Raw genomic sequence first — 23,286 nt, 5'->3', positions numbered from 1 at the left:
CCGGTTGACGTGTTACCCGGTCGCTTGGCGCCGCCGCGCTTCGGCCACCATCGCATATATCCCCATATTGTAGGCGGTGAGCTGGTCCATTGTCAGGTTGCGATACGGCGTCATCGGGCACAGCGAATCGACCACGTCCCAAAAGGGTTCGATCTGGTCGAGGACCTCATCGACCGGGCCGCATTTCACGAAGGCCTGCACCATCTCGTCGGAGACGTTGTCGATCACGCCTGCAACATCGCCATGCTCGCCCGCCGCCAGCTGGCATGCACGCGCAAGATCGCCAAAGCCGATCGCATCGAAGAACGGCTCGTATTCCTTGTAGCCGGCATAGCCCGCCACGGTGGCACGGCTGTCATCGATCGCCTGCTGCTTGTCGTCGTTGATCGCCACCCATGGCCAGGCGTTGACCTCGACATCCGAGCGCTTGCGGCCAAAGCGCGCCAACTCGCCCTCGATGAAAGGCTTCTTGCCCACGGTGTAATCCACCGTCCACAGCGCATGCACCATCAGCCCATCGCCGATCTCCAGTGCCATGCTGGTCAGCTTGTCCTTCAGCGCGGCAATCCAGATCGGAATATGCTCGCGCACCGGGGGCGCGGTCAGCATCATTTCGGTCCATTCGGCGTTGAAATATTCGCCATGGACCGGCTCCATGCCCTTGTGCGCGTTGGCGTTGACATAGCGCACCACCTTGACGACCTCGCGCAGATGGGTGAGCAGCTTGCGCTTGGGTTCGCCATAGATGCCGGACAGGGCGCTGTGCAGTGACGTGCCAAGCCCGAGGACAAAGCGGCCCTGGCTGATGGTGTCGAGTTCGATCGCGGCATAGGCGGTTTCCACCGGGCTGCGCGTACCGGCAACCGCGATTCCGGTCGAGACCTTGAGCGTCTCGGTCATCGCTGCGACGGCGGCCATCGGCACGAACGGCGGTCCGTAGATCTGCAGCGAAAAGCAACCTTCGAACCCTGCTGATTCCATCTGTTTTGCCATGCCGCCCATCACCGGAGCGGGCAGCACGGGCATGACGCCCCACCATTTGCGTTCGCCGCCGACGGCGTTGGTCAGGCCGCTCACTTGCCGTCGTACCCGATGATGGTGCTGCAATCGGCGCTGACATTGTCACGATAGGCAAAGTCGCCGCGCGCCTGCCTTTCTGCGAGCGCCAGCATCAGCACGCGGTATTTCTGCCCGGCCTCGTCAAGCGGCGAGTGCAGGTCCCTGCGGCTTTCGGGGTGCATGTAGCGCGGGCTTTGCGGGCTGGTCATCGAGCTGTCCTGCCGCGATACCTTGTAGCTGGCCTTGGGCATCATGTAGCGGAACGGGTTCGTCTTTTTGACGTTCGACGTGTTCATCGCATAATCCAGCCGGGTGCGGTCGCGGGTTTCGGGCACGCACGGATGGAACAGCTGCACATTGTCGCCCGGGCTGAAGCGTCCATAAGCAATTGCGGCATGGCTGCGCAGATAGATGCGGATGACCTGGCGAACCTGCTGCACATCGTCCTTCACCCCGCCGAACCATTTCATGATCGGGGCGACAGATTTGTTGGTGCACGTCCGCACCATGGTGATCGTCTCGGTGTCATAGAACACTTCGACCACTTCCTTGTCCATCTTCTCGTCTCCCACCACATCGGCATGCAGGAAATCTGAGTGGGTGAGGTCGATCAGGTTTTCCAGGCTGAGCGGCGCGCAGCAATCGAAGCGCACGGTGCCCAGCATGTGCCGCGGTAGGTTGCCGTTATCAGGCAGATAGGGAATGCTGGGCAGATGCGCCGGGTCGGCATTGGCAGGGTTGCCATACCATCCCCAGACATAGCCGTAATGTTCAAGCACGGGATAGCGGCCGCGCGCATCGCTGAACGCACTGCTATCGGCCCGGTCGGCATCATGGGGGTGACATTCGGCCGCAACCGCTTTCCCGTCTTCGCGCCACAGGAAAAACGGCTGCGAATAGACAGAGCGCCGGACAGGCCTTGCGGTGACGGCAAAGCTGTGGGCCAGCGGGAACCAGGCGTCTTTCAGTACAATGTCATGCGGGACCCAGCTGTTGACCGCCTTCTGGAAAGCGGCTGGCTGCATGGCTTCTGCCAAGCCATCATGGGCACTGGCGGCATTCTGGTCTGTATCGAGCATGGTCAATCTCCCGGATCAGTCTGCAATAATGCGGCGGAGCGCCGCTCAAGGATGTCCTGTCGCAAGGCTTCGGCGTGCACCGAAACCGAGGGCCGCAACACGCGCAAGGCGGCACCATCGACCGCCGGGCGGATGGAGAATGGGGCCCCTGCTCCCAACAGGCGGGCCATCATGCCCGCGCGCGATGGTGAAAGCCTTGCGCGCCAGCGAACCTGCGTCACCCCTCGTCCGGCAGGGACCGGGGCGACAATCACGCGCAGCAGTTCGTTGTAGGCGGCATCGCGCAGCACAAGCTCGCTCTCACCAGTGTCGGGTTGGGTCGCGATCCGCAGCGATACCGGAAATTCTGGCATGAACGGTGCCGGCCAGCGTGGTCCGGCCCACTGGCAGTTGCGTTCCATCACCAACAGGCCGTTCTGTTCCATCAGTTCGGTGGCAAGATACGGGGTGAAGCGGATGCCGCGGATGGCGATGACCAGCGATGGGTCATCGTAAAGCGCGTTGAGGAACTCGGTATGCGGTAGTGAAAGCTGGCTGGTGCCGCCGAGCGGCAGATCGATACTGCTGACAAGCTGCGGAGCGGTGGCCTCAGGGTTAGAGCTGATCCAGACAAAGCCACCGGCTTCAGCCACTGCAAAGGCCACCGCCCTGTACAATGGCGGGAATTTCTGCTGGCTCTTGAGGTTGGGAATGTCCTTGAGATGGCCCGTGGCACCATCGAATGTCCAGCCATGATAGCCGCACTGGATCATGCCGCTTCCCAGAATGCACCCCAGCGACAACGGAGCCCTGCGGTGCGGGCAGCGATCTTCCAGCGCCCGTGCTGTGCCTTGCGCATCGCGCCACAACACCACCGGCTGATTGCCGAGATCGACATTGATAGGCTTGGTCTGCGACAATTCTTCCGACCGCGCGACCGCCCACCACAACGCCGGTTGATCAGGGGCCCTGTCGTCAACCATAGAACAGATCCGCGATGCGCTGGCGATAGACGGCTGCCTTTTCGAGCGGCATGCCGAACTGGGGAACCACAGGGGTAATGGCATCGACCGAAACTGCCCGTTCCGCGACCAACTCGCGGACCTCGTCAGCGCTGCCCAGAATATTGATGACGCTGACCATCTCGTCGGGACAGGCTCTTGTCATTGCGTCAAAGTCCTGCACGGCAAAAGCTGCCTGGATGGCCCTGGCTTCCTTGTCGAAACCGATGCCCTCGAAATATCGAAGATACTGCGGGGACTGGGTGTAGAATGCCAGATTGGCCCGCGCATCGGCAATGGCCTCGGCGCGGTTCTCGTTGATCACGGTGAAGATCATCAGGTTGACCGTGACCGCTGATCGCGGGCGCCCCGCATTGGCCAGACCGGCCTCGAGATGGGGGATAACCTTCTCTGCAATCCATTGGGTGGTCCATAAAGGATGCCCCAGCAAGCCATCGGCAATTGCGCCGGCCTGTTCGCAGGCCTTTTCGAAGATCGCGGGCAGATACACCGGAATGGCTGAGCGGCGCGGCGGCGCGATAAGCCGGAAATGCGACAGATCGAGCGTGTGATAGTCTCCCTCCAGCCGCTGGAGCTGCCCTGTGTGCCCCTGCGCAATGACCGCACGCACCTGGGATACGACCTCGCGCATATGCGCGAGCGGCTTGCCATAGACCATGCCGAAGCTGCCCTCGATCTGGCTTTCTGCGCTGGAGCCGAGCCCGAGAACGACTCGCCCGTCGCTGATATGGTCCAGATCGATGGCGCTGCAGGCGGTCTCAAGCGGACTGCGGGTAAAGGCGAGCGCGATCCCGGTTCCCAGCTTGATGCGCCGGGTCACCGCTGCAGCAGCGGCAAGCGTGGCAAAGGGAGCACCGAAGATCTGGGGTGCCCACAGCCCTTCCACGCCAGCGTCCTCCCAGGCCTGCACCAAAGGCACCAATTCGCGTGCCGGCAGGACGGGCAATTCGGCCCAGACAGGAAGGGGTGCGTTCACGTTCAGAAGCCCTTGGCGGTGTCGAAATAGTCACGCCAGGCGACGATTTTGGGCCCGTCCATTTCGAATACCCCCATCAGCTTGACCGAGACGATCTGCCGCCCCATGGCATCAAAGAAATTGTCGGTACGTTCGGTCAGCACGATATTACCGTGCGCAGCGATGTGGTGGACGATCACCTCGGCGCTTTCGATCGGATACATTTGTGCAAATCCGTCCATGAACGCCTTGGCCTCGGCAAATCCGACGGTTTTTGAGAGACCAACATTCTCCCAGACTGTCTCGTTCGTGAAGCGGCGATCCATCGCTGCCAACATATCTGCCAGCGTCGGTCGCCATTCGGTGAAGAACGCCTGAACCTCGGCCAGCGCATCGGACATGATCAGTCTTCCTTGGCCAGCGTCACGGTGATGCCGTCGAGCGCTTCAGTCAGCGCGATCTGGCACGAGAGCCGACTGTTGGCGTTGCGATGCTCGGAACTGTCGAGCAGATCGTTTTCGTCCTCGCTCATCGCCGGGATCCGGGCGAGGAAGGCGTCATCGATATGGACATGGCACGTGGCACAGGAACAGCAGCCGCCGCACAACGCCAGCAATTCGTCGCAGCCATTGTCGCGGATCGCTTCCATCAGCGTCAGGTCGGTGCCTGCCTCGATGATCGATGCCGTGCCGTCGCGCGTGACCAGATTGATTTTGGGCATGAAATCTTGCTCCTTGGGCAAAGTTAGCGGACTTCGCGTTGTACCGGGAACCTGTCGAAGTAGAACTGGAAGTCCTGTCGTATCTCGTCGGCGGTGATCGCAAAATCCCGCTCGAGGTTGAAGACCACGCGGCCTTTCACGGCCGGGTCGTGGTCGGCATGGTATGCATGCAGCGTCGCCAGCGTCGCATCGTCGAGCGTAATCCCGGCCTTACGATAGATCTCGTGCAGGATAGCATCGGGATTCTTGATCCATTCGTGGAAATAGACATCGATAGTCTGCGCAGGGGGCAGGCAATCATGGTCGCGCACGCACCGCGACAGCAGGGTTTTGTAGCGATCAATCCAATATGCCTTGGGCTCTTGCGGATCGGTTTTTGTGCGCAGGATCCGTGCAGCATAAAGCCACATCGACAGCGTCGAGCGGATCGAGCCCACCGGATCCCGGTGGGTGATGACATAGGTCGCTTCGGGAAAGGTCTTTTGCAGCACCGGCAGCTGTTCCATGTGCTGCGGGCACTTGATGACCCAGCGGTTCGGGCCTTTCAGGAACGTAAGGACCTGCAGGCCTTTTTTCAGATAGGCGTAGGTGCCGGTCTGGTCGTGGCTCAGATAAAAATCGCGCCATCTCGGCGCGAGCACCATCCATTCGATCAGATAGGATGAAAAATCGAGCGCCTGCAGTTCGATATCCTCGCTGATGTGATCGGGCGAGAATTCGTGCATGTATTTGAACAGCGGCATCATCGCGTCCTGCTGCTGCCATCCGGCATCGGCGCGGGAGCGGCGGGGGTTGGTATCTGCAGGGTTGGGCGCATCCGCTTCGGTAGGTACAGGCGCGATCGCCTCCCACCATGGCAGCGAGCGCAGGCGGGTGTCCGCCGACAGCAGGCCGAGCAGATGGGTCGTTCCCGAGCGCGGCGGCCCGGCGACGATGATCGGGCGGTCGATTTGGATGTCCAGAATTTCGGGATGGCGCTTGCAGATATCCTCGACCCGCAACCGGTCCGACGCATAGCGCACGAACATCATCCACAGCGCCGCATGCGACACCGGCGACAGAAAGGCATCGTCCTTGACGCATTGGCACCACAGGTCGAGACGCTCGACGAAATCCATGGCGCCGAAATCGGAAAGGCCGGTCCCGGTCCGGGCAGCGTCCAATATCGCTTCCGACGTGAAGTCGAACTGCATCTGCGCCGCCTGCGTCAGCGCCGCCTGCTGCACCTCGCTGAGCACGGGTGCGTGCATGTCGACGATGTCGAACACCTCTCCTAGCCGTGCACTTTCGCCCATGCCTTGTTCCTTCCCTCAGCCTGCCCAGCCTAGACAGGGATAAATTCTGGTGTTGGCCTACCAAAAGATATGCCGCCTGATGCTGCGACAGGCGTAGCCCGGTGCCATAAGACATGTGTGAGGATGCAAGCGCGGCATGGCCGAAAATCTGTTCGATCTGACCGGCAAGGTGGCGCTGGTGACGGGTGCCAATTCGGGCCTGGGCTTCGGATTTGCCGAAGGCCTTGCCCGCGCCGGCAGCGACATCGTGCTTTGGGGTCGCCGCGCCGATGCCAACGCGCGTGCCATGGAAAAGCTGCGCGCACTGGGCGTGCGGGTGCATGCAGATTGCATCGATGTCACCGACGAGGCTGCTATCGTGGCGGGTGTCGAATCGGCGATCCGAGTCATGGGCAGGATCGACACGGTGGTCGCAAATGCAGGCATCGCCAGCCAGAAGCCGTTCATTGATATGGATGCCGATACCTATCACCAGTTGATCAACGTCAACCAGCATGGGGTGGTGTTTACCCTGCGCGAGGTGGCCCGGCACATGGTCGAACGCGGGGGTGGCGGATCAATGATCGTCTGCGGCAGCGGCTCTATCTTCCAGGGCGTGCCGACGATGACGCATTACGGCGCGGCCAAGGGCGCGCTTGCTGCCTTGGCGAAGGGGATCGCCGCAGAACTTGGCCCGCACGGCATCCGCTGCAACGTCATTGCGCCGGGGTTCATCATCACAGAAATGACAATGGCCGATCCGGCGATCGGCAACATGATCGCCGAGATTGTGGCGGCCAAGGCCCCGCTCGGCCGGGCCGGCAATCCCGACGATCTGTGGGGTGCCGCCGTCTATCTCGCCAGCGATCTTTCACGCTATCATACCGGCGATACGCTGGTCATCGATGGCGGCAAGATCATCAGCAACTAGGAGGATTGGACGGTGTTCGCGCGCCCCGATGCCCGGCATAGCCAGATTGCCTATGTCACCAGCGATCTTGACCAGGCGATGGCGCTGTGGCGCGATGCGTTCGACGTGCCCGCGTTCTTTGTCTTCGCCAACGATGCGCCGGGCATGGAGTGCTCGCACCCCTATCGCCTGCGGATTGCGCTGGCGAATGTCGGTGGCACCGAGATCGAGCTGATCGAGCCATTGGACGGCAATGCCATGTATGCCGAAAGCCTACCGGCCGACGGCAGCTTTGCCATGAAGTTTCACCATGTCTGCATCCGTGTCGAAGGTTTGCTCGCGGACTTCGATGCGCATATGGAGTCGATCGACCCGGAGCGGCATCCTGTGGTGTACCGCGGCGGCATGGGCGAGGTGATGCGCTTTGCCTATACCGACGAGCGAGCAACGCTGGGGCACTACGTCGAGCACGTCTGGTTTGATCCTGGTTTCTACACGCAGATGGCCGGTGCTATACCAGTCTACCCGGCCGCCTGAATGACGCGCCCGGCCATCAGCCTCAATTTTCGCGACCTGGGGGACCTCCCCGCGGCGGGCGGCCATGTGCGCTCTGGCCTTGTCTACCGCAGCGAGGGGCCACGCAACTTCACCTCGGCAGATTGCAGCTATCTTGCAGGGCTCGGTATTCGCACGATCGTCGATCTTCGTTCGGCAGGGGAGCGTGCCGAAGCGCCGCATGACTGGCATGGCGCACAGTGCACCTGGCTGGGTCTCGAGGTCGATGCCGATCTGCGCGTGTTCGGCGATGAGGGCCGCGAGCGGTTGCGCCAGGGGCCCGAGCCGGAGATCGCGATCGAGACGATGAAGGAAACCTACCGCTCGATTCCCGCAGCGCTCGCCCGCCACTGGACGCGCATTGCCGAGCCGCTGCTCGGCGACGGTGCGCCGATGATGGTCAACTGCACTGCAGGCAAGGACCGCACTGGGGTTGCCATTGCCTTCCTGCTCGAACTGGCGGAGGTGCCGCGCGAGGTCATCATGCAGGACTATCTGCTCTCGCGCGTCTTTGGCGAGACCATGTGGCGCGATGGTACGATCGAACCAGGGTTTATGGGCAGCTATGGTTTTTTGCCAAGCCGCGGACAGATCGATGCTCTTGTCGGTGTCCGACCGGATTATCTCGAGGCGGCGTGGGCGGAAGTCGATCGCAAATGGAATGGCATGGGCGCGTATTTTGAACAAGCCGGGCTGGACGGCAAAGCGCAATCTGCGCTGCGCGCAGCCCTTGTGGCATGAAGGGTGACACGCAGATGAAAACGGGTGGTGTAATCGGGCTGGGCGGCATCGGCGGCGGCGTGGCGCAATGCCTGCAGCGCGCCGGGCAGCTGGCGGCAATCTACGATGTGCGGGCAGAAGCAGCAGATGCTGTGCCTGGCGCACCTGCAATGTCGCCTACCCCACGCGATCTGGCGGCAGCGTCGGACTGCGTGCTGATCGCGGTGCTCAACGGTGCACAGACGGTCGCGGTGCTGTCCGGGCCGGATGGTGTTCTTGCGGCCGGCAAGCGGGGGCAGATGGTGATCCTGCTGTCCACGATATCGATGACCGACCTGGCGACGTCACAGCAACTGTGTGCCGATGCCGGCGTGACCCTGCTCGATTGCGGTGTTACCAACGGGCCGAAATCGGGCCAGAACGGCCTTATCTGCCTTGCCGGCGGAAGCGATGCAGACCTGGCTGCTGCCAAGCCGATCTTCGATGGCTTTGCCGGATCGGTCATCCACATGGGCGGGCCGGGCACCGGCATGGCAGCCAAGATCGCGCGCAACACCACCTATTTCGGATGCATGCGCGCCGGATACGAGGGCGCGGTCATTGCCCGCAACTACGGCGTCGATCTGACCCAGCTGCGCATGGCGCTGGCCGGTGACCCGAATGCCGGCGGCGGGCTGGAAGGCGCACTGTCGATGGTTCTGCGGCCCGATCCGGAGGGCGATGCGCAGGAAACCGGCATCCGCAACTACTTCATGTCGCTGATGGTCAAGGATCTTGAAGTTGCGATCGAGGAGGCTGCCAAATTTGGGGCGCGGCTGCCGATGGTCGAGATGATCTGCGCCAATGCGCGGTCCACATCCGGGCTGGAACATCCACTCGGCCAGCCGCTGTGATTTACCCGGGCCAACAAAGGACGAAGCCATGACAGAAAAGAACTGGGAAAAAGGGTTGGACGTGTTCGACGCGGTCTATGGGCCGGGTGCGTCGGAAATGGTCAAGCCGTTCAAGGATTCGCCGTTCAACCAGGAAATCGTCGGCAACCAGTTTGCCAACCTGTGGGGCAATGAAGCGTTCACCATCCGGGAGAAGCGGCTGATGGTGCTGGGGGCAACGGCGATGCTGGGGCGCCAAGACCTGGTCGAAATCCAGATGACCGGGGCGCTGGTCAACGGAGAGTTCACCGACGAGCAGCTCGAACAGATCCCGCTTTTCATGCTGTTTTATGCTGGTGCGGGCAATTGCACCGCACTGTTCCGCGGGATCGAGGCGGCGCGGGCGCGAGTGGCGGCCATGAAGAAGGCAGATTGACGGTGCAGTCGCTCGCCCGGCTGCCGCTTGATGCCGATGCATTCGCCCGGCGATACGGACCCTGGGCAGTGATTGCGGGGGCATCCGAAGGAACGGGTGCCTGCTATGCGCGGGCGCTCGCCGCGATGGGGTTCAACCTCTTGCTCGTCTCGCGACGCCTTCATGCGCTAAAGGCGCTGGGGGCCGAGCTGACTGCCGAATACGGTGTCGCTGTCCACCCGCTGGCGTTGGACCTGGCGGAGCTGGATGCAGGGCTCAAGATCGTGGAGGCTGCAGCCGGTCTGGATGTCGGCCTTTATGTCTCCAACGCTGGTGCCGACAATTTTGCCCGTTTCTTCGAGGATGAGACTGAAGGCGCCCATCGGCTGGTGCGAATGAACATCTCCACGTTGATCGATGCTGCCCATGGCTTTGGTCGGGGCTTTCTGGCCCGCGGCAGCGGCGGGATCATCGTGATGGCATCGGGCGCGGGGCTGGGCGGCCAGCCCAACCTGGCGTTGTATTCGGCGACCAAGGCGTTCGAGATCAACTTCGCCGAATCCCTGTGGGCAGAGTATAACGAGCGCGGAATCGACGTCATCGGCATCGCGGCCCCGCTGATGAAAACACCGATGCTGCTGCGCACCGTGCCTCAAGGCTTTGACCTGTCGGCAGCGTTCGATCCTGCCGATGTCGTGCACAATGCGCTCGCAGGGCTGCTCGCAGGCGAGCCGCTGCAGATTGTTCCCGACGGTCCGGGCAAGGAAAGCCAGCCGCAGGTCGAGGCGGCCCGCAAGGCGCGGCTGCAGGGGTTCGTAGAATTCAACAAGATGTTTACTGAAGGATCAGGGGCATGAAGCGTTTGGAGGGCAAGGTTGCCATCGTGACCGGCGGTGGCGGCGGTATCGGGTCGGCGGTTGCTCGGCGCATGGTGAGCGAAGGCGCACAGGTGGCCATTGCCGACGTCATCTTCGATTCCGCGCAGGCTGCTGCCGATCCGCTGGGCGATGCCGCGATTGCGATCCAGTTCGATGCCCTTGATCCCGCCTCGATCGAGGCGATGGTCGAGCGCACCGTCAGCCACTTTGGCCGGCTCGACATCCTCCACAACAACGCTGCGATGACCGATCCGGCCAAGCATCCGCTCGATACTGATGCGGTCAACATTCCGGTCGATATCTGGGACGAGATCATCGACATCAACCTGCGCGGCTATCTGCTCGGCTGCAAATACGCGATCCCGCACATGATCCGCGGCGGCGGCGGTTCGATCATCAACACGGCGTCAAACAGCGGCTCGGCAGGTGATCTGGCACGTATCGCCTATGGCGCGTCCAAAGGCGCGATCATCACCATGACCAAGTACGTAGCGACCCAGCACGGCCACCAGAACATCCGGTGCAACTCGGTCGCGCCCGGTGTCGTGCTGACCGCGGCGCTCGAGAAGACGGCGCCCGGGCTCAAGGAAATCATCAAGCGCCATGTCCTGACGCCCGAGTTCGGGACTCCCGATGATATTGCTGCGCTGGTCGCCTTTCTGGCCTCGGACGAAAGCCGGTACATCACTGGCGAGAACATTTCGATTTCGGGTGGCGGGCTGATCCACCAGCCGCACTACGCCGATCTGATGGACATGATGGCAAAGGCGATGGGGTGAGTGCGCCGCTGACCGTCGCCGGGCTGGAAGCCGCAGCGCGTCAGGCTACTGGACTGACCGATCTCGGTCCGGATACCGGCTGGCGCGACGGCTTCGAGCGGCTCGTCGTGGCGGTCGAGGCGATGAAGCCCAATGACCAACTGCGCCATCTGGCGACGCACAACATCGTCGGGCAGCTCAGCACCCGGCTGCGGTTCGTCGAGGATGACCGCCTCCACCCCGAAATTGCCGCGCAACCGATCGATCCGCCGCTCATCGTTGTTGGCCTGCCACGCACCGGAACGACCATCAGCTATGATCTGCTGTGCCTCGACCCTGCGGCGCGGGCGCCGCGCGAATGGGAATGGTACATTCCCTGGCCGCCGACCGAGACGGCGAGTTTCGATACCGACCCGCGCATCGCTGAAGTCACTGCGATGTACGAAAACTGGCTGCAGCACGCGCCGCAACTTCTCGACATCCAGCGTTTCGATTGCACCCAGCCAGGCGAATGCAACCACGGCATGCAATTCCACTTCGGCAGCACCAATTTTCCGGCCGAACTTGGTGTGCCCGATTATGCGCGCTGGCTGCGCGAAGGCCGGGTGGAGGGGCAGTATGTCTCGCACCGACGGTTGCTGCAGAATTTCCAGTGGAAGGGACCCAAAGGCCGCTGGACGCTCAAATCGCCGCAGCACCTGTTCGATCTTCCTGCCCTGCTCGAAGCCTATCCTGGCGCCATGCTGGTATGGACACACCGCGACCCGGCACTGACATTCTCGTCGCTCTCCAGCTTTATCGCCGGTTTTCTGGCGGCGTTCGGCGGAGACAAGGACAAGGCGGCCATCGGCCGCGATGTCGTGGACACATGGATTGCGGGGATGAACCGCGCGCTCGCCGCACGCGCCGATCCGGCCATCGAAAGCCGCATTATCGATCTGGCGCACAAGGATGTCGTTGCCGATCCGATGGGCGCGATCCGGCGGATCCACACGCGCTTCGGGCTGGATTTCAGCGAGGCCCACCAGCTGCGGATCGAACGGTTTCTTGCCGACAATCCTGCAGCCAAGCGCATCGGCAGGCATCAGCATTCGCCCGAACAATACGGCATCGATGTTGCCGAAGTCCGCGTGCGGATGAAAGATTACTACGACCGCTTTGGCAGTCTGCTGGGCAGGCCGCAATGAGCGTTCTCGATCGCTTCCGCCTCGATGGGCGCACTGCGGTGCTGACCGGAGTCGGCCCCGGCGTTGGTGAGCACGTCGCCAAGGCATACGCCGAACTCGGTGCCAATGTTGTCATTTCGGCACGATCGCAGGATCGGCTTGACCGCATCGCTGGCGAGATCAACGCGCTGAGTGGCGGACGGGCGCTAGCGGTTGTCGCTGACGCAGGCAGCAGGGCGGACCTCGACCGGCTCGTCACCCGCGCCCGTGCCGAGTTCGGTTCGATCCACATCGTGTTCAACAATGCCGCCGCCGGCGTGGTCTACGCCCATGATGGCGGGCTTTGGGCAAACACCGACGCGGTCTGGAAAACCGCGATGGATGTCAATGTCATGGCGACCTGGTGGCTGATCCAATTGACCGAAGCAGACATGCAGGCGCACGGTCGTGGCTCGATTATCTCGGTGCAGAGCTGCGGCGGGTTCACCCCGATTCCGCCTGCGGTGGCCTATGGCGTGAGCAAGGCGGCGCTGCTGTTTCTGGTGCGCGAGCTGGCCAAGACACAGGCGCCCCATACGCGCGTCAACTGCCTGTGTGTCGGCTCGATGAGCCCCGATGGCCAGGAGGCCGACATCCACAAGGGACTGGGCCTGGCGGAACGCAACGCGATCAAGCGCTTCGGCGCTGCCGACGAGGCGGTGGGGGCAGCGATCCTGCTGGCCTCCGACGCGTCGAGCTATACCACCGGAAGCACGGTCTTCGTCGAAGGTGGCCGCGTCGGGACGATCGCATGACCAACCCGCTGTATACCCGCGACCAGCAGGCCGCCGAGATGCTGGCACTGCGCCTGATTGAACGCGCCGATGTCCTCGCCGCGCGTGAGGCTGCAAGGCGGCACATGTTGGCCGATCCGGTCAGCCGGACCGGCGATGGTGCGCTTCGGCTGGACAACGCGCTCGATCAATGGGTGCTGGCGCTGGCGATGCGTGAGGCCAATGGCGATACCGCCGACCCGCGCGTCGTGTGGAACGTCTCCAATCCGCCGCGCCACTGGTTTGGACATGTCTATCACGGCGCGGCGGTCGCGGTGGACAATCCGGACAATTTCAACCGCGAAATTCCGATCGACGGCAGTGGACAGTACCAGATCGACATCCGCTTTTCGGCTGATCCGCCGCAGTTCAGCATCGTGATCGAGATGGAGCCCGAGCATCACGCCGGCCTTGGACACAATATCGGTGCGCTGACCCTGCAGCAGCTGCTGCCGCACTGCGATCCACACAATGCGGTGACGCTGACGGTCGGGCCGCAGCCGGGCGGGCCGCTGCATTTGCAAAGCCAGCCGGGTCGCATCCAGATCTATACCCGCGACAGCCAGGTCGACTGGAACCAGCGCCCGGCAGAGGTTGCCGTGCGGCGGCTGGATCCTCCGGCCGGATGGCAGCCGCGCAGCGAGGATGCCATAGCCGCGGCGATCATCGAGCACATGCCCGCCTGGGTCGCCTTCTGGAGCTGCTTCAAGGACGATTTTCTGGGCTATCCCGAGCCCAACCGGCTGGTCGGCCCCAATGGCCGCGATGGCAACTGGGGGTATCTGGCAGGGGGCCGCTTCCGCATTGGCGATAATGAAGCGATGCTGGTGACGCTTGACCCGGTGGGCAGCTATTACACCGGTTTCCAGATTACCGACCCCTGGACGATCGCGCCCGACCCGATGCTGCGACTGGCTAGCCTGAACAAAAGCCAGACATGCGCCAACGCTGATGGCACCGTCACTTATGCAATTGCGCTGGCCGACCCGGGAATTGCCAACTGGATCGACTGCTGCGGACTGCATGAAGGCTGGATGATGGCGCGTTGGCAGGGTGTGCCGTCGGATGCGCCGCTGGACGGCATGATCCGCAAGGTGACGCTGGTCGCGCTGGACGCCATTCCTCCCCATGTTCCAAGGATCGACCTTTCCGGTCGCCGGGCACAAGTCGCCGCGCGGGCAAAGGGGTTTGCAGAGCGAACAGATCCTCAAGGATGGGCTGATGCAGGCTGAAGGCGCGATCATCGAGCTGTGTCATGTCACCCGTGATCTGGACGCGGCATTGCGCCACTGGACGCGCGATCTGGGCGTGGGGCCGTTCTTCGTCTTCGATGTGCCGGTGTTGCCCGGTCAGCTCTATTATAGCGCGCCGACCGCCGTCTCGATGCGTGTTGGCTTCGGGTTCTCGGGCGGCCTGCTGATCGAACTGCTTGAGCAGACCAATGACGGTGCTTCGCCTTTCCGCGATTTTCTGGCCGAGCGGGGCGAGTGCCTCCATCATGTCATGCCGCGCTGCGATTTCGATGTGGGCCACGCCAGGCTATCGGCGGCCGGGCATCAAATCGCCTTTAGCGGCACGATGCCTTCGGGTGAGCGCTTCTGCCTGTTCGACACGCGCGCTGCAAACGGCGCCTATACCGAACTGATGGAGCTTTCGCCCGCCATGCTTGGTTCGCTGGCGCTGATGCACCAGGCGCACGTGAAATGGGATGGCATGACCGACCCAGTGCGCGGCATGGACCGGCTTGCCGAAATGTCCCTCTAAAGCTTGCCGCTTCCCATCTGCGCGAACAGCTTCTGGAAATCCGCATAACTTGCCTGATGCGCGGTAAAGCCGCCGTCCACCGGGATCGCTGCGCCGGTGATGAATCGGCTTTCGTCGGAGGCAAGGAAGGCGACGACATTGGCCACATCTTCCGGGCGGCCGAGCTCTGGCGTCAGATGGTGCGATGCCAGGATGTCCTTGACGATATCGGGAGTCGATTCGATTGCCATTTCGGTGAGCACGAAGCCGATCACCACGCAGTTCGAGCGGATGTTCTGGCGTCCGTACTGGGTTGCGACCATGCGGTTGAGCTGGATCAGCGCCGCTTTGGACGCGCCATAAGCGGTCAGCGTCGCTTCGCCCGCAACCCCGAAGCCCGATGCGCTGTGGATGATCGACCCGCCGCCAGAAGCGATCATGTGCGGGATCGCGTATTTGCACATCAGCATCGCTCCGCGCACATTGACGGACATCGCCATGTCCCAGGCGGCAGTGTCGAGATTGACGACATCGAGATCCTGCTGGCGTTGCGCCTCGCTCTGGATGGCAGCGTTGTTGTGCAGGATGTCGATACGGCCGAATTGCGCGGCGATGCTTTTGACCATAGCCTGCACATCGGCCTCGCTGGTGAGGTCGATCGCCATCGGCACAGCACCGGGCACTTTTGCGGCCTCCTGCGAAACGCGGCTCTTATCGATATCGGCCATCACCACTGTCGCGCCATCTGCAGCGAGACGCGCTGCGGTGGCAGCCCCGATTCCGCCCGCTGCGCCGGTGACGATTGCGATGCGATCTTGAAGCCTGCCTGCCATGAAACCCTCCGGAGTGCGCTTTTCTTGGTAATGTTGGAACGATGGCCAGCCACACAAATGCGGTCGCTCAACCTGCCCGAGGGCAGGTTGGTGGACCAACCCTGTCTGTATGACCGGGTTGTGATGCTGTGGTGTCTGCGCCCGGACCATGCAAGCGCGATCAGGGGTGCAAGACCTTCAGCGATTGTGCTGGCCGGACAGTCCAGCCGTGCTATCGCGCATAGATAAGGCTTGAACAACAAAGGCAGACGCATGAACCGCTTTTCCGGGCGTGACTGGTGGTTCATCCTCCTGTTCGGCACGATCTACATGTTCAACTTCATCGACCGCATGATCATCTCGGTGGTCGGGGAGCCGATCCGCCGCGAATTCGGCCTGTCAGACCTGCAGCTTGGCATCATGGGCGGGGTGGCGTTTGCGCTGTTCTACGGCGGCGTCGGCATCCCGCTGGCGCGGCTGGCAGAACGCATCAGCCGGGTCGGGATCGTTGCCACTGCGACCGCGGTGTGGTCGGTCATGACAATGCTGTCCGGTGTTGCGGGAAACTACACGCATCTGCTGCTGGCGCGGATGGGGGTGGGCATCGGCGAGGCCGGCTTCACACCGCCGGTCGTGTCGCTGATCGCCGACAGGTTCGTTCCTGAAAAGCGCGCCACGGTGTTCTCGCTGATCGCGGTGGGGGTTTCGGTGGGCGGCGCGGTCGGTGCACTGGGCGGTGGCTGGATCGCGCAGAACCATGGCTGGCGTGCGGCGTTCCTAGTGATGGGTGCTCCGGGATTGCTGCTCGCGCTGCTGCTGTGGCTGACGATCCGGGAACCTGTCCGACAGAACGCCGAAGCACGCGCACCCGGGTTCGCCGTGGTGCTGCGCCGAGTATCGGGCTCGCGCGCCTTTGTCACCTTCACGTTCGGCAGCGGCATCGTGGCCTTGGTCGGGTTCGGGCTGAACCTGTTTCTGATCCCCTTGCTGGTCCGGCGGTTCGGTTTCGACCTCAAGGAGGCGGCGATCACCTTTGCGCTGACGTTCAGTGCGGCAACGGCGCTGGGCGGTGTGGTCGGCGGCATTCTGGCAGACCGCTATGCCAGGGACGATCACCGCCGCTATGGGCTGCTCCCAATGCTGTCATCATCGCTGGCTCTCCCGCTGTTTCTGACGGCGATCTATCAGGATGACTGGCGGATCATGGCGGTGCTGCTGTTTGCCGCGACCTTCTGTCTCTATGCGTTTCTGCCGACAATCATGACGGTGACTCAAAGGCTGGTCGAACCCAGGATGCGCGCCACCGCAGCGGCGATCCACGCGTTCGGCCAGACGGTGTTTGGGCTCGGTCTTGGCTCGGTCTTCCTCGGCTGGATGAGCGATCGGCTGGCGAGCGGTCTTTACGGGCCGGGCTATGCGGCGGATTGCATCGGCATCCAGTCTGGCCCGCCGCCTGCGGCCTGTGCTGCGGCATCCGGAACCGGGCTGCAGCAGGCGCTGCTGGTGCTGGGGGTGTTCCTGTTGCTCGCGATTGCCAGCTACTGGTTTGCAGCAAAGTCAATTGCCGGGGAAATCTCGGCGCTTGAGGACAAGCCAGAATGAACGCATTCGATCCCCATCAGGCCGGACCTGAGTTACGGCCGGTCGCGGTGATCACCGGGGCAGCGGGCGGGATCGGAGCGGCCACCGCGCGGCTGCTCGGGCATACCCACCGTCTGGTGCTGACCGACGCGGACAGTGACCGGCTGCACGCGCTGCATACCATTCTGGCCGATGAGGGCCATCGCGCCGATTGCCTGCCCGGAGATCTGGCCGATGCCGATACCGCGCAGGCACTGGCTGAGCTTTGCGCCCGCACCGGGTCGATCCGGTCGATCGTCAACGCAGCAGGCCTCTCGCCGGTGCAGGCCGATTGGCGGGCGATCATCCGCGCCAACAGCATCGGGCCGATGCGACTGCTTGCAGCGCTCGAACCGTTGCTGGCACCGGGATCGGCGTGCGTCCTGATCGCGTCGGTCGCCGGGCATCTGGGGCCGCAGGATGCAGCGGTACAGACTTTACTCGATGATCCGCTTCAGCCCGACTTGTACGACAGCCTGCATCCGCACATTGCCGCAGTGGTAGCGGCGCATGGCGGGACGCTCGAAGGCCAGGCCTATTCGCTCTCTAAGCGCGGCATCATTCGCCTTTGCGAGAAGAGCGCTCCCGGCTGGGGCAGGCGTGGGGCGAGAATCGTCTCGCTGTCCCCTGGCGTGGTCTGGACGCCGATGGGACGCCGCGAAGCCGCGAGCGGCCACCGGGCGCAGGCGATGGTGGATGCGACTCCGTGCGGACGCTGGGGCACCGCGATGGACATCGCCACTGCGGCGCAGTTCCTGCTGTCGGATGCCGCCTCCTACATCACCGGATGCGACCTCAGGGTCGATGGCGGTGCCGCAGCGGCGCTACGCGGCACACAATTCTAGCGGTTCCGGTCGATCCATGCGTCCAGCGCTGCCCAGTGCAGGTGCCGGGTGCCGGCAAAGTTCTGGCAATGTGCAGCATCAGCTAAGATCTGCAGCTCTGTTTCGGGTGACGCGCTGAAATAGCCCGGTTCGCGCTCGGGCGACGGGCTGGTGTCGACCTCGCTCTGTACGACTAGCACCGGAACCGCGATCTTCGCTGCTGCTGCATGAACGATGCCCGGTGTCAGCGCCGCGCGGCCAAGGCAGGCTGGCGTTGTCGATCCATGCGCTTCATCGGCAGCGATCAGGCTTGCGGGCACATCAGGCGCATAGAAAAGCGCGCGCATCGGTTCTCGCGGTGTCGCCAGATAGCCGCCGGGAGCGAGCCCTGCGGTCAGTGTTGCGACGTCAGTATCGCCCAGCGTCATCGGCTCGTTGGCCCAGCCCAGGACCGCGACCCGCTCAAAGGCTGGAAATGCAGCGGCTTGGGTGATGATCATCATGCCCCCCATCGAATGGCCGATACCGGTGATGCTCAAAGGCCGGTCGAGCATTGCCACGACCTGTGCCAATGCATCGGCATGCGCTGCAGCAATGATCTCTGTGCTCAGACGCTGCTCGGGTTCGGGGGTGCTGCTGTCGCCCATGCCCAGCATGTCGATGGCGAGCAAGGCCTTCCCCCGGTCTGTGAACCAGTGGGCAAAGCTGTAGCTTTCATCGGCGAATGGGGGATGCCAGTAAAGCCGTCGGTAACCGCCGCCATGGATGGCGAAGATCAGGTGCAGTTGGCCGGTCGGCATATCATCGGGCAGGTGCAATGTAGCCGCGATCCGGGTCGGTTCATCCAGTCCCGCAGCCGAGGTTACATCGAGCATCATGTCTGTCGATTTCATGGACCGCCGATCGCTGTTGAGGCTTGCAGTCTGCGCGACAGCCATCACTCTTCACCTACCGGGCGAAAGGTTGCTTGGCGGGCAGCTTGGCAAAGACCACAACGACACACGGCTTGGAGCAGGATGGATGGAAGACGACGGCCTGGCATGGGAGGCGCTGATCGACGGGCTCCGTCCCTTGGGGCAGGCCATGCGCGCGCGGGTGCCTGAGCGGTTGCGGAACGACCCGCAGGTGATGGCCGAATCGATGCGCTTGCTGCTCGCCGGACTGGCGCGGGCCAGTTCGGACGCGCTGGTGGGCGACCGCCGGCACCCGATGTTCGTGCCGGAGCTCAACATCGCGCAGAACATCTTCCAGCCGAATGCGGACACGATCTACAAAAGCTGCCTGATCGAAAGAGGTGGCAGCTATCTGCTCAAGGGCGACCGCGGCAGCGTGCGCATGATCATCCTGGCGCAGATGGGGCCAGACACATTGCGCACCGGGAAGCACCATCCGTTGCTCGGCCAGATCGATTTCGACAGCCTGACGCTGGATAGCCACGGGCATTTCGAGTTGCTGCTGTCGCCCGAGCGGCCCGCTGATCATGCTGGCGACTGGTTCGCACTGGACCCGCAATGTGAAAAGCTGATGGTCCGAATCGTCGCATGCGACTGGGGCGCCGAGCGCGAGCCGCGTTTCGGTATTGTCCGGCTGGATGTGGATGAGGGCAGGGGGCGGCCTGCGACCGAAGAGCTGCACCGCAGGTTTGCCGAAATGCCCGGCATCACCGCCGTGTGCGCGCTGGCCTTCCCAACCCATGTTCAGGAACTGCGCGACGAGGGGTATCTCAACCGCCTGAAGGTGTTTGATGTCTCGCAGATGTCGGGCCTGGCCGGGCAGTTCTATTACGAAGGCGCTTACGAACTTGCGGACGACGAAGCCCTTATCACCGAGGTCAAGGTGCCGTCGCGCTGCCGGTACTGGTCGATCATCCTCACGAACGATCTGTATGAAACGACCGACTGGTACAACAATCAGTCGAGCCTGAACGACACGCAGGCCGTGGTGGACAGCGATGGCGTGTTCCGCACGGTGATCTCGGCGCGGGATCCCGGCGTTCACAACTGGCTCGATACCTCGGGCTATCGCAGCGGTGCCTTGCAGGGCCGCTGGTTCGAGGCGGATGAAAAGCCGATGCCGACCCTGCGCAAGGTGAAGCTGGCCGATGTCGTGTCCACCTTGCCGGGCGACACGACCCTTGTTTCACGCGCAGAACGCGCCGAGGCTTTGCGGCAACGCAGGCTGGCCGCGCACATGCGCACCATCTGGTAAAGGAACCGAACTGTGACCACCACTCTCCCGCCTCCAGCCACGCTTCCGACGCATGTCCCCGCCGACAAGGCCATGCGGCTGCCATTCTTTGCCCGCGAAGTCGTCAGGGATTGTCCCCAGGAAACGCTGATCCCGCAGATGCACAGCAGCCTGGGGCCAATCACCTATGTCACCAACATCTTCCCCGGCGACAAGCCGGGCTGGCTGCTCACCGGCTATGAAGACACCATGGCGATGCTGCGCAATGCCGATGACTTCACCAAGAACGGCATGGGCCAATGGGCACAAGGCATCGGCGAAGACTGGCTGGTCATCCCCACTGAGGTCGATCCGCCGATGCACACCGCGTATCGCAAGGCGCTGAACCCGCATTTTTCGCCGCAGAAGATGGCTGCGATGAAGGACGACCTGCGCAAGCGCGCGCGCGATCTGATCGACAAGTTCCAGGATCGTGGTAGCTGTGATTTCGTCAACGAGTTCTCCGAGCGCTACCCGATCTACATCGTGCTTGATCTGCTGGGTCTGCCGCAGGACCGGATGGCCGAGTTCCTGAAATGGGAAAAGGAGATGCTGCACACCAATGATTGGGAGGTGCGAAGCAACGCCGTGCGTGCGGTGAAGAACTATCTGGTCGAAGAGATCGCCGCCCGGCGGGCAAACCCGCAGGATGATTACATCACCCGTATCTTCGATTTCGAGGCAGAAGACGGCCGCAAGTGGAACGACCAGGAGGTGCTGGGCCACTGCTTCAACCTATATCTGGGCGGGCTGGATACGGTCACGACGATGCTGGGCAACAGCTTTGCCTGGCTGGCCCGGCATCCCGAGCAGCAGCAGGAACTGCGCGAAAACCCCGATCGCATCGTGCTGGCGGTCGAGGAGTTCCTGCGCATCTTCGGCCCCGTCACCGCGTTTCGCATCGCAACGCGCGAGATCGAGATCCACGGCCAGAAAATCATGCCGGGCGAATATGTATCCGTCTGCACGCCGGTGGCCAATCAGGACCCCAAGATACATGATCACCCCTCGCAGGTGCGTTTCGACCGCAAGGCCGCGCATATTGCGCTGGGCGGGGGCATTCACAAATGCCTGGGCATGCACCTTGCCCGGCTGGAATTGCAGGTCGCCTTGGAGGAAATGCTCAAGGCTGTGCCGCTGTTCCGTGTCCGCGACGGCTTCGATCTGGGCTATTTCGTCGGCAACATCACCTTCGTTCCCGCGCTCGAACTGCAATGGGACTGAAGGTCAATCCGCGTGCATGTCGACGTGGAAGCGGGTGAGCTTGAGCGCGGCGATCTTCCAGACGCCCCCTTCGCGCCGGTAGTGCTCGTGATACTGGCCATAGCCGGTGATCGAGCCGACACCGGCAAGCGGTGACGTGCCCGGTTTCCAGACAACGCGATCCTGCATCGCCCATAGCCCGGTGGCGGCGTCGGCGTCGGTCAGGGTGATTTCGGGCGAATGCACCTGATGGCTGGTGGCGGCATGGTCCACCGCGAACCTGATCTGGTCAATAATGGCGGCAACGCCCATCATGGGCGGGTTGCCGGTATCCTGCTCCACGTCCATCACCGCGTCGTCGGTGAACAAGGCGGCAAGTCCGTCCCAGTCCTTGGTGTCGAGCATCCGGCAATAGCGCGCCTTGACCAGCTTGATCGCTTCGGTGTCGAGCAGGCGGGCCAATGCGTCCATGACAATCTCCTTCAGACCTGACATCATCGCGGCAAAAGACGGGTGCAGTCCTGCCTTGCGACAGGTTGACAGCTCAGACGTTGCGACAATGTCTGGCCCAGGACGATCACAGAAAAATCAAGGAGCTGGATGATGGCGCAGGAACCCGGTGCACAGGCACTATTCGACAAATTCGGCACCTACATCCTCCCGGGCCGGGTGGACGATCCCCGGCGGGGCATCGAGGAGGCGCAGGAGGCCGAGCGCATCGGTCTGGGGGCGATCTGGATATCCGAGCGCTTTGCATTGAAAGAGCCTGCCGTGCTGGCAGGGGCCGTGAGCCAGGCGACGTCCAGTATCAGGATCAACGGTACGTTCTATGCCACGATGCGGCACCCCATCGTGACTGCCAGCGTGGCAAACCTGATGCAGGCGATGAGTGCGGACCGGTTCAGCATCATGTTCGCGCGCGCGGTGCCCGCCTATATGCAGATGCTGGGCGCGCCTGCCATCACCATGGAACGGCTTGCCGACTATATCTCGATCATGCGGCGGCTGTGGGACGGGGAGACGGTCAGCTACGAAGGTGTGCTCGGCAAATTCCCGATGCTGAAACTCACCGACATGCATGAGGGCAAAAAGCCACCGGTGATCTTTACCGCGATCGGCCCAAAATCTCTCGAGTTCGCCGGCACGCATTGTGACGGCGTGCTGCTGCATCCGTTCGTGTCCACCACCGGCGTTCGCAACAGCACCAAGATTGTCCGCGATGCCGCCGAAAAGGCAGGACGGGACCCGATGTCGGTGCGCATCTATCACAACATCATCGTGGCGCCCGACCTCCCCAAGGATGAAGAGGATGCGGTGGTACGCGGTCGCGCCATCACCTATTTCGAGCTGCCCGGCTTTGGCGATCTGATCGTCGAGATCAACGAGTGGGACAAATCGGTGCTCGACCTCATCCGCGCGCACCCGAAGATCGCCGCCCTCAACGGCAAACCCGCCGACCAGGCCTATACTCGGCAGGAACTGGTCGATGTCGGCGCCTTGCTGCCACAGCACTGGATCGATGATGGCGCGGCGGTCGGGACCGCGGCGCAGTGCGCCGATCAGCTGATGGCCTATCTGGATGCGGGCGCTGATGAAATCCTGCTGCACGGCGCGTCACCCAACGACATGGGTCCGCTGACGCAAGAGCTTCGGCGCGCGCTGGCTGCAAAGGGGCTATAAGCC

At 62.8% G+C, this 23,286-nt stretch carries 26 protein-coding genes; 16 read left to right on the top strand and 10 right to left on the bottom strand.

Annotated features, from left to right (window positions below; translation table 11 throughout):
- Window positions 1-12: 12 nt before the first annotated feature.
- The 7 genes from BSY18_RS13105 to BSY18_RS13075 are packed head-to-tail and all read right to left on the bottom strand — an operon-like array spanning window position 13 to window position 6,110.
- Window positions 13-1,077 (bottom strand): LLM class flavin-dependent oxidoreductase, encoded by a 1,065-nt coding sequence (locus BSY18_RS13105; protein WP_054135503.1) that lies wholly within the window; start codon window positions 1,075-1,077, stop codon window positions 13-15.
- Window positions 1,074-2,138: an oxygenase gene (locus tag BSY18_RS13100; protein WP_231683991.1), complete on the bottom strand. Its 1,065-nt coding sequence runs from the start codon at window positions 2,136-2,138 to the stop codon at window positions 1,074-1,076. Before BSY18_RS13100 ends, BSY18_RS13105 begins: the two co-directional genes overlap by 4 nt.
- A gap of 2 nt (window positions 2,139-2,140) precedes the next feature.
- On the bottom strand, window positions 2,141-3,100 hold the full coding sequence (locus BSY18_RS13095) for a Rieske (2Fe-2S) protein (RefSeq protein WP_054135502.1): 960 nt from the start codon (window positions 3,098-3,100) through the stop codon (window positions 2,141-2,143).
- Window positions 3,093-4,115 (bottom strand): LLM class flavin-dependent oxidoreductase, encoded by a 1,023-nt coding sequence (locus tag BSY18_RS13090; RefSeq protein WP_069050854.1) that lies wholly within the window; start codon window positions 4,113-4,115, stop codon window positions 3,093-3,095. Before BSY18_RS13090 ends, BSY18_RS13095 begins: the two co-directional genes overlap by 8 nt.
- 2 nt (window positions 4,116-4,117) lie before the next feature.
- The gene (locus tag BSY18_RS13085; RefSeq protein ID WP_054135500.1) at window positions 4,118-4,495 is read right to left on the bottom strand and encodes a limonene-1,2-epoxide hydrolase family protein; all 378 of its coding nucleotides are present in this window, start codon (window positions 4,493-4,495) and stop codon (window positions 4,118-4,120) included.
- Between the two features lie 2 nt (window positions 4,496-4,497).
- Window positions 4,498-4,815: a 2Fe-2S iron-sulfur cluster-binding protein gene (locus BSY18_RS13080; RefSeq protein WP_054135794.1), complete on the bottom strand. Its 318-nt coding sequence runs from the start codon at window positions 4,813-4,815 to the stop codon at window positions 4,498-4,500.
- 23 nt (window positions 4,816-4,838) lie between these two features.
- Entirely contained in the window at window positions 4,839-6,110 is a 1,272-nt protein-coding gene (locus BSY18_RS13075; protein WP_054135499.1) for a sulfotransferase family protein, read from the bottom strand.
- Between the two features lie 136 nt (window positions 6,111-6,246).
- Here BSY18_RS13075 and BSY18_RS13070 point away from each other — a divergent pair, with 136 nt between their 5' ends.
- The 11 genes from BSY18_RS13070 to BSY18_RS13020 are packed head-to-tail and all read left to right on the top strand — an operon-like array spanning window position 6,247 to window position 14,939.
- On the top strand, window positions 6,247-7,020 hold the full coding sequence (locus BSY18_RS13070) for an SDR family oxidoreductase (RefSeq protein WP_054135498.1): 774 nt from the start codon (window positions 6,247-6,249) through the stop codon (window positions 7,018-7,020).
- A gap of 12 nt (window positions 7,021-7,032) precedes the next feature.
- Entirely contained in the window at window positions 7,033-7,536 is a 504-nt protein-coding gene (locus BSY18_RS13065; RefSeq protein ID WP_054135497.1) for a VOC family protein, read from the top strand.
- Entirely contained in the window at window positions 7,537-8,295 is a 759-nt protein-coding gene (locus BSY18_RS13060; protein ID WP_054135496.1) for a tyrosine-protein phosphatase, read from the top strand.
- A gap of 14 nt (window positions 8,296-8,309) precedes the next feature.
- Window positions 8,310-9,167, top strand: a complete 858-nt coding sequence (locus tag BSY18_RS13055) for an NAD(P)-dependent oxidoreductase (protein WP_054135793.1) — start codon at window positions 8,310-8,312, stop codon at window positions 9,165-9,167.
- Between the two features lie 28 nt (window positions 9,168-9,195).
- The gene (locus tag BSY18_RS13050; RefSeq protein WP_054135495.1) at window positions 9,196-9,582 is read left to right on the top strand and encodes a carboxymuconolactone decarboxylase family protein; all 387 of its coding nucleotides are present in this window, start codon (window positions 9,196-9,198) and stop codon (window positions 9,580-9,582) included.
- A gap of 2 nt (window positions 9,583-9,584) precedes the next feature.
- The gene (locus BSY18_RS13045; protein WP_054135494.1) at window positions 9,585-10,418 is read left to right on the top strand and encodes an SDR family NAD(P)-dependent oxidoreductase; all 834 of its coding nucleotides are present in this window, start codon (window positions 9,585-9,587) and stop codon (window positions 10,416-10,418) included.
- The gene (locus BSY18_RS13040; protein ID WP_054135493.1) at window positions 10,415-11,218 is read left to right on the top strand and encodes an SDR family NAD(P)-dependent oxidoreductase; all 804 of its coding nucleotides are present in this window, start codon (window positions 10,415-10,417) and stop codon (window positions 11,216-11,218) included. The genes BSY18_RS13045 and BSY18_RS13040 overlap by 4 nt, the downstream gene beginning before the upstream one ends.
- Complete coding sequence (locus BSY18_RS13035; protein WP_054135492.1) at window positions 11,215-12,384, top strand: sulfotransferase family protein; 1,170 nt, start codon at window positions 11,215-11,217, stop codon at window positions 12,382-12,384. Before BSY18_RS13040 ends, BSY18_RS13035 begins: the two co-directional genes overlap by 4 nt.
- Window positions 12,381-13,157 (top strand): SDR family NAD(P)-dependent oxidoreductase, encoded by a 777-nt coding sequence (locus tag BSY18_RS13030; protein WP_054135491.1) that lies wholly within the window; start codon window positions 12,381-12,383, stop codon window positions 13,155-13,157. The genes BSY18_RS13035 and BSY18_RS13030 overlap by 4 nt, the downstream gene beginning before the upstream one ends.
- Window positions 13,154-14,407, top strand: coding sequence for a hypothetical protein (locus tag BSY18_RS13025; protein WP_054135490.1), 1,254 nt, complete (start codon window positions 13,154-13,156; stop codon window positions 14,405-14,407). Before BSY18_RS13030 ends, BSY18_RS13025 begins: the two co-directional genes overlap by 4 nt.
- Window positions 14,397-14,939, top strand: a complete 543-nt coding sequence (locus BSY18_RS13020; protein WP_236823364.1) for a VOC family protein — start codon at window positions 14,397-14,399, stop codon at window positions 14,937-14,939. The genes BSY18_RS13025 and BSY18_RS13020 overlap by 11 nt, the downstream gene beginning before the upstream one ends.
- Here BSY18_RS13020 and BSY18_RS13015 read toward each other — a convergent pair.
- Entirely contained in the window at window positions 14,936-15,751 is an 816-nt protein-coding gene (locus BSY18_RS13015; RefSeq protein ID WP_054135489.1) for an SDR family NAD(P)-dependent oxidoreductase, read from the bottom strand. The two genes, BSY18_RS13020 and BSY18_RS13015, sit on opposite strands and share 4 nt — an antisense overlap.
- Before the next feature lie 252 nt (window positions 15,752-16,003).
- Between BSY18_RS13015 and BSY18_RS13010 the strand changes: the two genes are divergently transcribed.
- Together BSY18_RS13010 and BSY18_RS13005 are read left to right on the top strand one after the other, a co-directional pair.
- On the top strand, window positions 16,004-17,332 hold the full coding sequence (locus BSY18_RS13010) for a spinster family MFS transporter (RefSeq protein ID WP_054135488.1): 1,329 nt from the start codon (window positions 16,004-16,006) through the stop codon (window positions 17,330-17,332).
- On the top strand, window positions 17,329-18,195 hold the full coding sequence (locus tag BSY18_RS13005) for an SDR family oxidoreductase (protein WP_054135487.1): 867 nt from the start codon (window positions 17,329-17,331) through the stop codon (window positions 18,193-18,195). Before BSY18_RS13010 ends, BSY18_RS13005 begins: the two co-directional genes overlap by 4 nt.
- On the opposite strand, the gene BSY18_RS13000 is transcribed toward BSY18_RS13005, so the two are convergent.
- Window positions 18,192-19,067, bottom strand: a complete 876-nt coding sequence (locus BSY18_RS13000; protein ID WP_171900234.1) for an alpha/beta hydrolase — start codon at window positions 19,065-19,067, stop codon at window positions 18,192-18,194. The two genes, BSY18_RS13005 and BSY18_RS13000, sit on opposite strands and share 4 nt — an antisense overlap.
- 127 nt (window positions 19,068-19,194) lie before the next feature.
- Here BSY18_RS13000 and BSY18_RS12995 point away from each other — a divergent pair, with 127 nt between their 5' ends.
- Together BSY18_RS12995 and BSY18_RS12990 are read left to right on the top strand one after the other, a co-directional pair.
- The gene (locus BSY18_RS12995) at window positions 19,195-20,382 is read left to right on the top strand and encodes a DUF1214 domain-containing protein (RefSeq protein ID WP_054135485.1); all 1,188 of its coding nucleotides are present in this window, start codon (window positions 19,195-19,197) and stop codon (window positions 20,380-20,382) included.
- A gap of 12 nt (window positions 20,383-20,394) precedes the next feature.
- Window positions 20,395-21,624: a cytochrome P450 gene (locus BSY18_RS12990; RefSeq protein ID WP_231683985.1), complete on the top strand. Its 1,230-nt coding sequence runs from the start codon at window positions 20,395-20,397 to the stop codon at window positions 21,622-21,624.
- 3 nt (window positions 21,625-21,627) lie between these two features.
- Here the strand turns inward: BSY18_RS12990 and BSY18_RS12985 are convergent, their stop codons facing one another.
- Window positions 21,628-22,074, bottom strand: coding sequence for a nuclear transport factor 2 family protein (locus tag BSY18_RS12985; protein ID WP_054135791.1), 447 nt, complete (start codon window positions 22,072-22,074; stop codon window positions 21,628-21,630).
- Between the two features lie 129 nt (window positions 22,075-22,203).
- On the opposite strand from BSY18_RS12985, the gene BSY18_RS12980 reads away from it, so the two are divergent.
- Window positions 22,204-23,283, top strand: a complete 1,080-nt coding sequence (locus BSY18_RS12980; protein WP_054135483.1) for a TIGR03857 family LLM class F420-dependent oxidoreductase — start codon at window positions 22,204-22,206, stop codon at window positions 23,281-23,283.
- Window positions 23,284-23,286: the final 3 nt, after the last annotated feature.

This window comes from Blastomonas sp. RAC04, from assembly GCF_001713435.1.
Taxonomy (GTDB): Bacteria; Pseudomonadota; Alphaproteobacteria; order Sphingomonadales; family Sphingomonadaceae; genus Blastomonas; species Blastomonas fulva.
The sequence above is the reverse complement of the archived record's forward strand: the minus strand, read 5'-3'. Positions and strand labels throughout refer to the sequence as shown.

What these genes read in the sequence shown, in the direction of transcription:
- BSY18_RS13040 (WP_054135493.1), top strand. Translation starts at nt 10,415, where the DNA reads ATGAAGCGTTTGGAGGGCAAGGTTGCCATCGTGACCGGCGGTGGCGGC.
- BSY18_RS12980 (WP_054135483.1), top strand. Translation starts at nt 22,204, where the DNA reads ATGATGGCGCAGGAACCCGGTGCACAGGCACTATTCGACAAATTCGGC.
- BSY18_RS13100 (WP_231683991.1), bottom strand. Translation starts at nt 2,138, where the DNA reads ATGCTCGATACAGACCAGAATGCCGCCAGTGCCCATGATGGCTTGGCA.
- BSY18_RS13095 (WP_054135502.1), bottom strand. Translation starts at nt 3,100, where the DNA reads ATGGTTGACGACAGGGCCCCTGATCAACCGGCGTTGTGGTGGGCGGTC.
- BSY18_RS13085 (WP_054135500.1), bottom strand. Translation starts at nt 4,495, where the DNA reads ATGTCCGATGCGCTGGCCGAGGTTCAGGCGTTCTTCACCGAATGGCGA.
- BSY18_RS13055 (WP_054135793.1), top strand. Translation starts at nt 8,310, where the DNA reads ATGAAAACGGGTGGTGTAATCGGGCTGGGCGGCATCGGCGGCGGCGTG.
- BSY18_RS13000 (WP_171900234.1), bottom strand. Translation starts at nt 19,067, where the DNA reads ATGAAATCGACAGACATGATGCTCGATGTAACCTCGGCTGCGGGACTG.
- BSY18_RS13060 (WP_054135496.1), top strand. Translation starts at nt 7,537, where the DNA reads ATGACGCGCCCGGCCATCAGCCTCAATTTTCGCGACCTGGGGGACCTC.
- BSY18_RS13030 (WP_054135491.1), top strand. Translation starts at nt 12,381, where the DNA reads ATGAGCGTTCTCGATCGCTTCCGCCTCGATGGGCGCACTGCGGTGCTG.
- BSY18_RS13015 (WP_054135489.1), bottom strand. Translation starts at nt 15,751, where the DNA reads ATGGCAGGCAGGCTTCAAGATCGCATCGCAATCGTCACCGGCGCAGCG.
- BSY18_RS13075 (WP_054135499.1), bottom strand. Translation starts at nt 6,110, where the DNA reads ATGGGCGAAAGTGCACGGCTAGGAGAGGTGTTCGACATCGTCGACATG.
- BSY18_RS13010 (WP_054135488.1), top strand. Translation starts at nt 16,004, where the DNA reads ATGAACCGCTTTTCCGGGCGTGACTGGTGGTTCATCCTCCTGTTCGGC.
- BSY18_RS13050 (WP_054135495.1), top strand. Translation starts at nt 9,196, where the DNA reads ATGACAGAAAAGAACTGGGAAAAAGGGTTGGACGTGTTCGACGCGGTC.
- BSY18_RS13025 (WP_054135490.1), top strand. Translation starts at nt 13,154, where the DNA reads ATGACCAACCCGCTGTATACCCGCGACCAGCAGGCCGCCGAGATGCTG.
- BSY18_RS13070 (WP_054135498.1), top strand. Translation starts at nt 6,247, where the DNA reads ATGGCCGAAAATCTGTTCGATCTGACCGGCAAGGTGGCGCTGGTGACG.
- BSY18_RS12985 (WP_054135791.1), bottom strand. Translation starts at nt 22,074, where the DNA reads ATGGACGCATTGGCCCGCCTGCTCGACACCGAAGCGATCAAGCTGGTC.
- BSY18_RS12995 (WP_054135485.1), top strand. Translation starts at nt 19,195, where the DNA reads ATGGAAGACGACGGCCTGGCATGGGAGGCGCTGATCGACGGGCTCCGT.
- BSY18_RS13005 (WP_054135487.1), top strand. Translation starts at nt 17,329, where the DNA reads ATGAACGCATTCGATCCCCATCAGGCCGGACCTGAGTTACGGCCGGTC.
- BSY18_RS13080 (WP_054135794.1), bottom strand. Translation starts at nt 4,815, where the DNA reads ATGCCCAAAATCAATCTGGTCACGCGCGACGGCACGGCATCGATCATC.
- BSY18_RS13020 (WP_236823364.1), top strand. Translation starts at nt 14,397, where the DNA reads ATGCAGGCTGAAGGCGCGATCATCGAGCTGTGTCATGTCACCCGTGAT.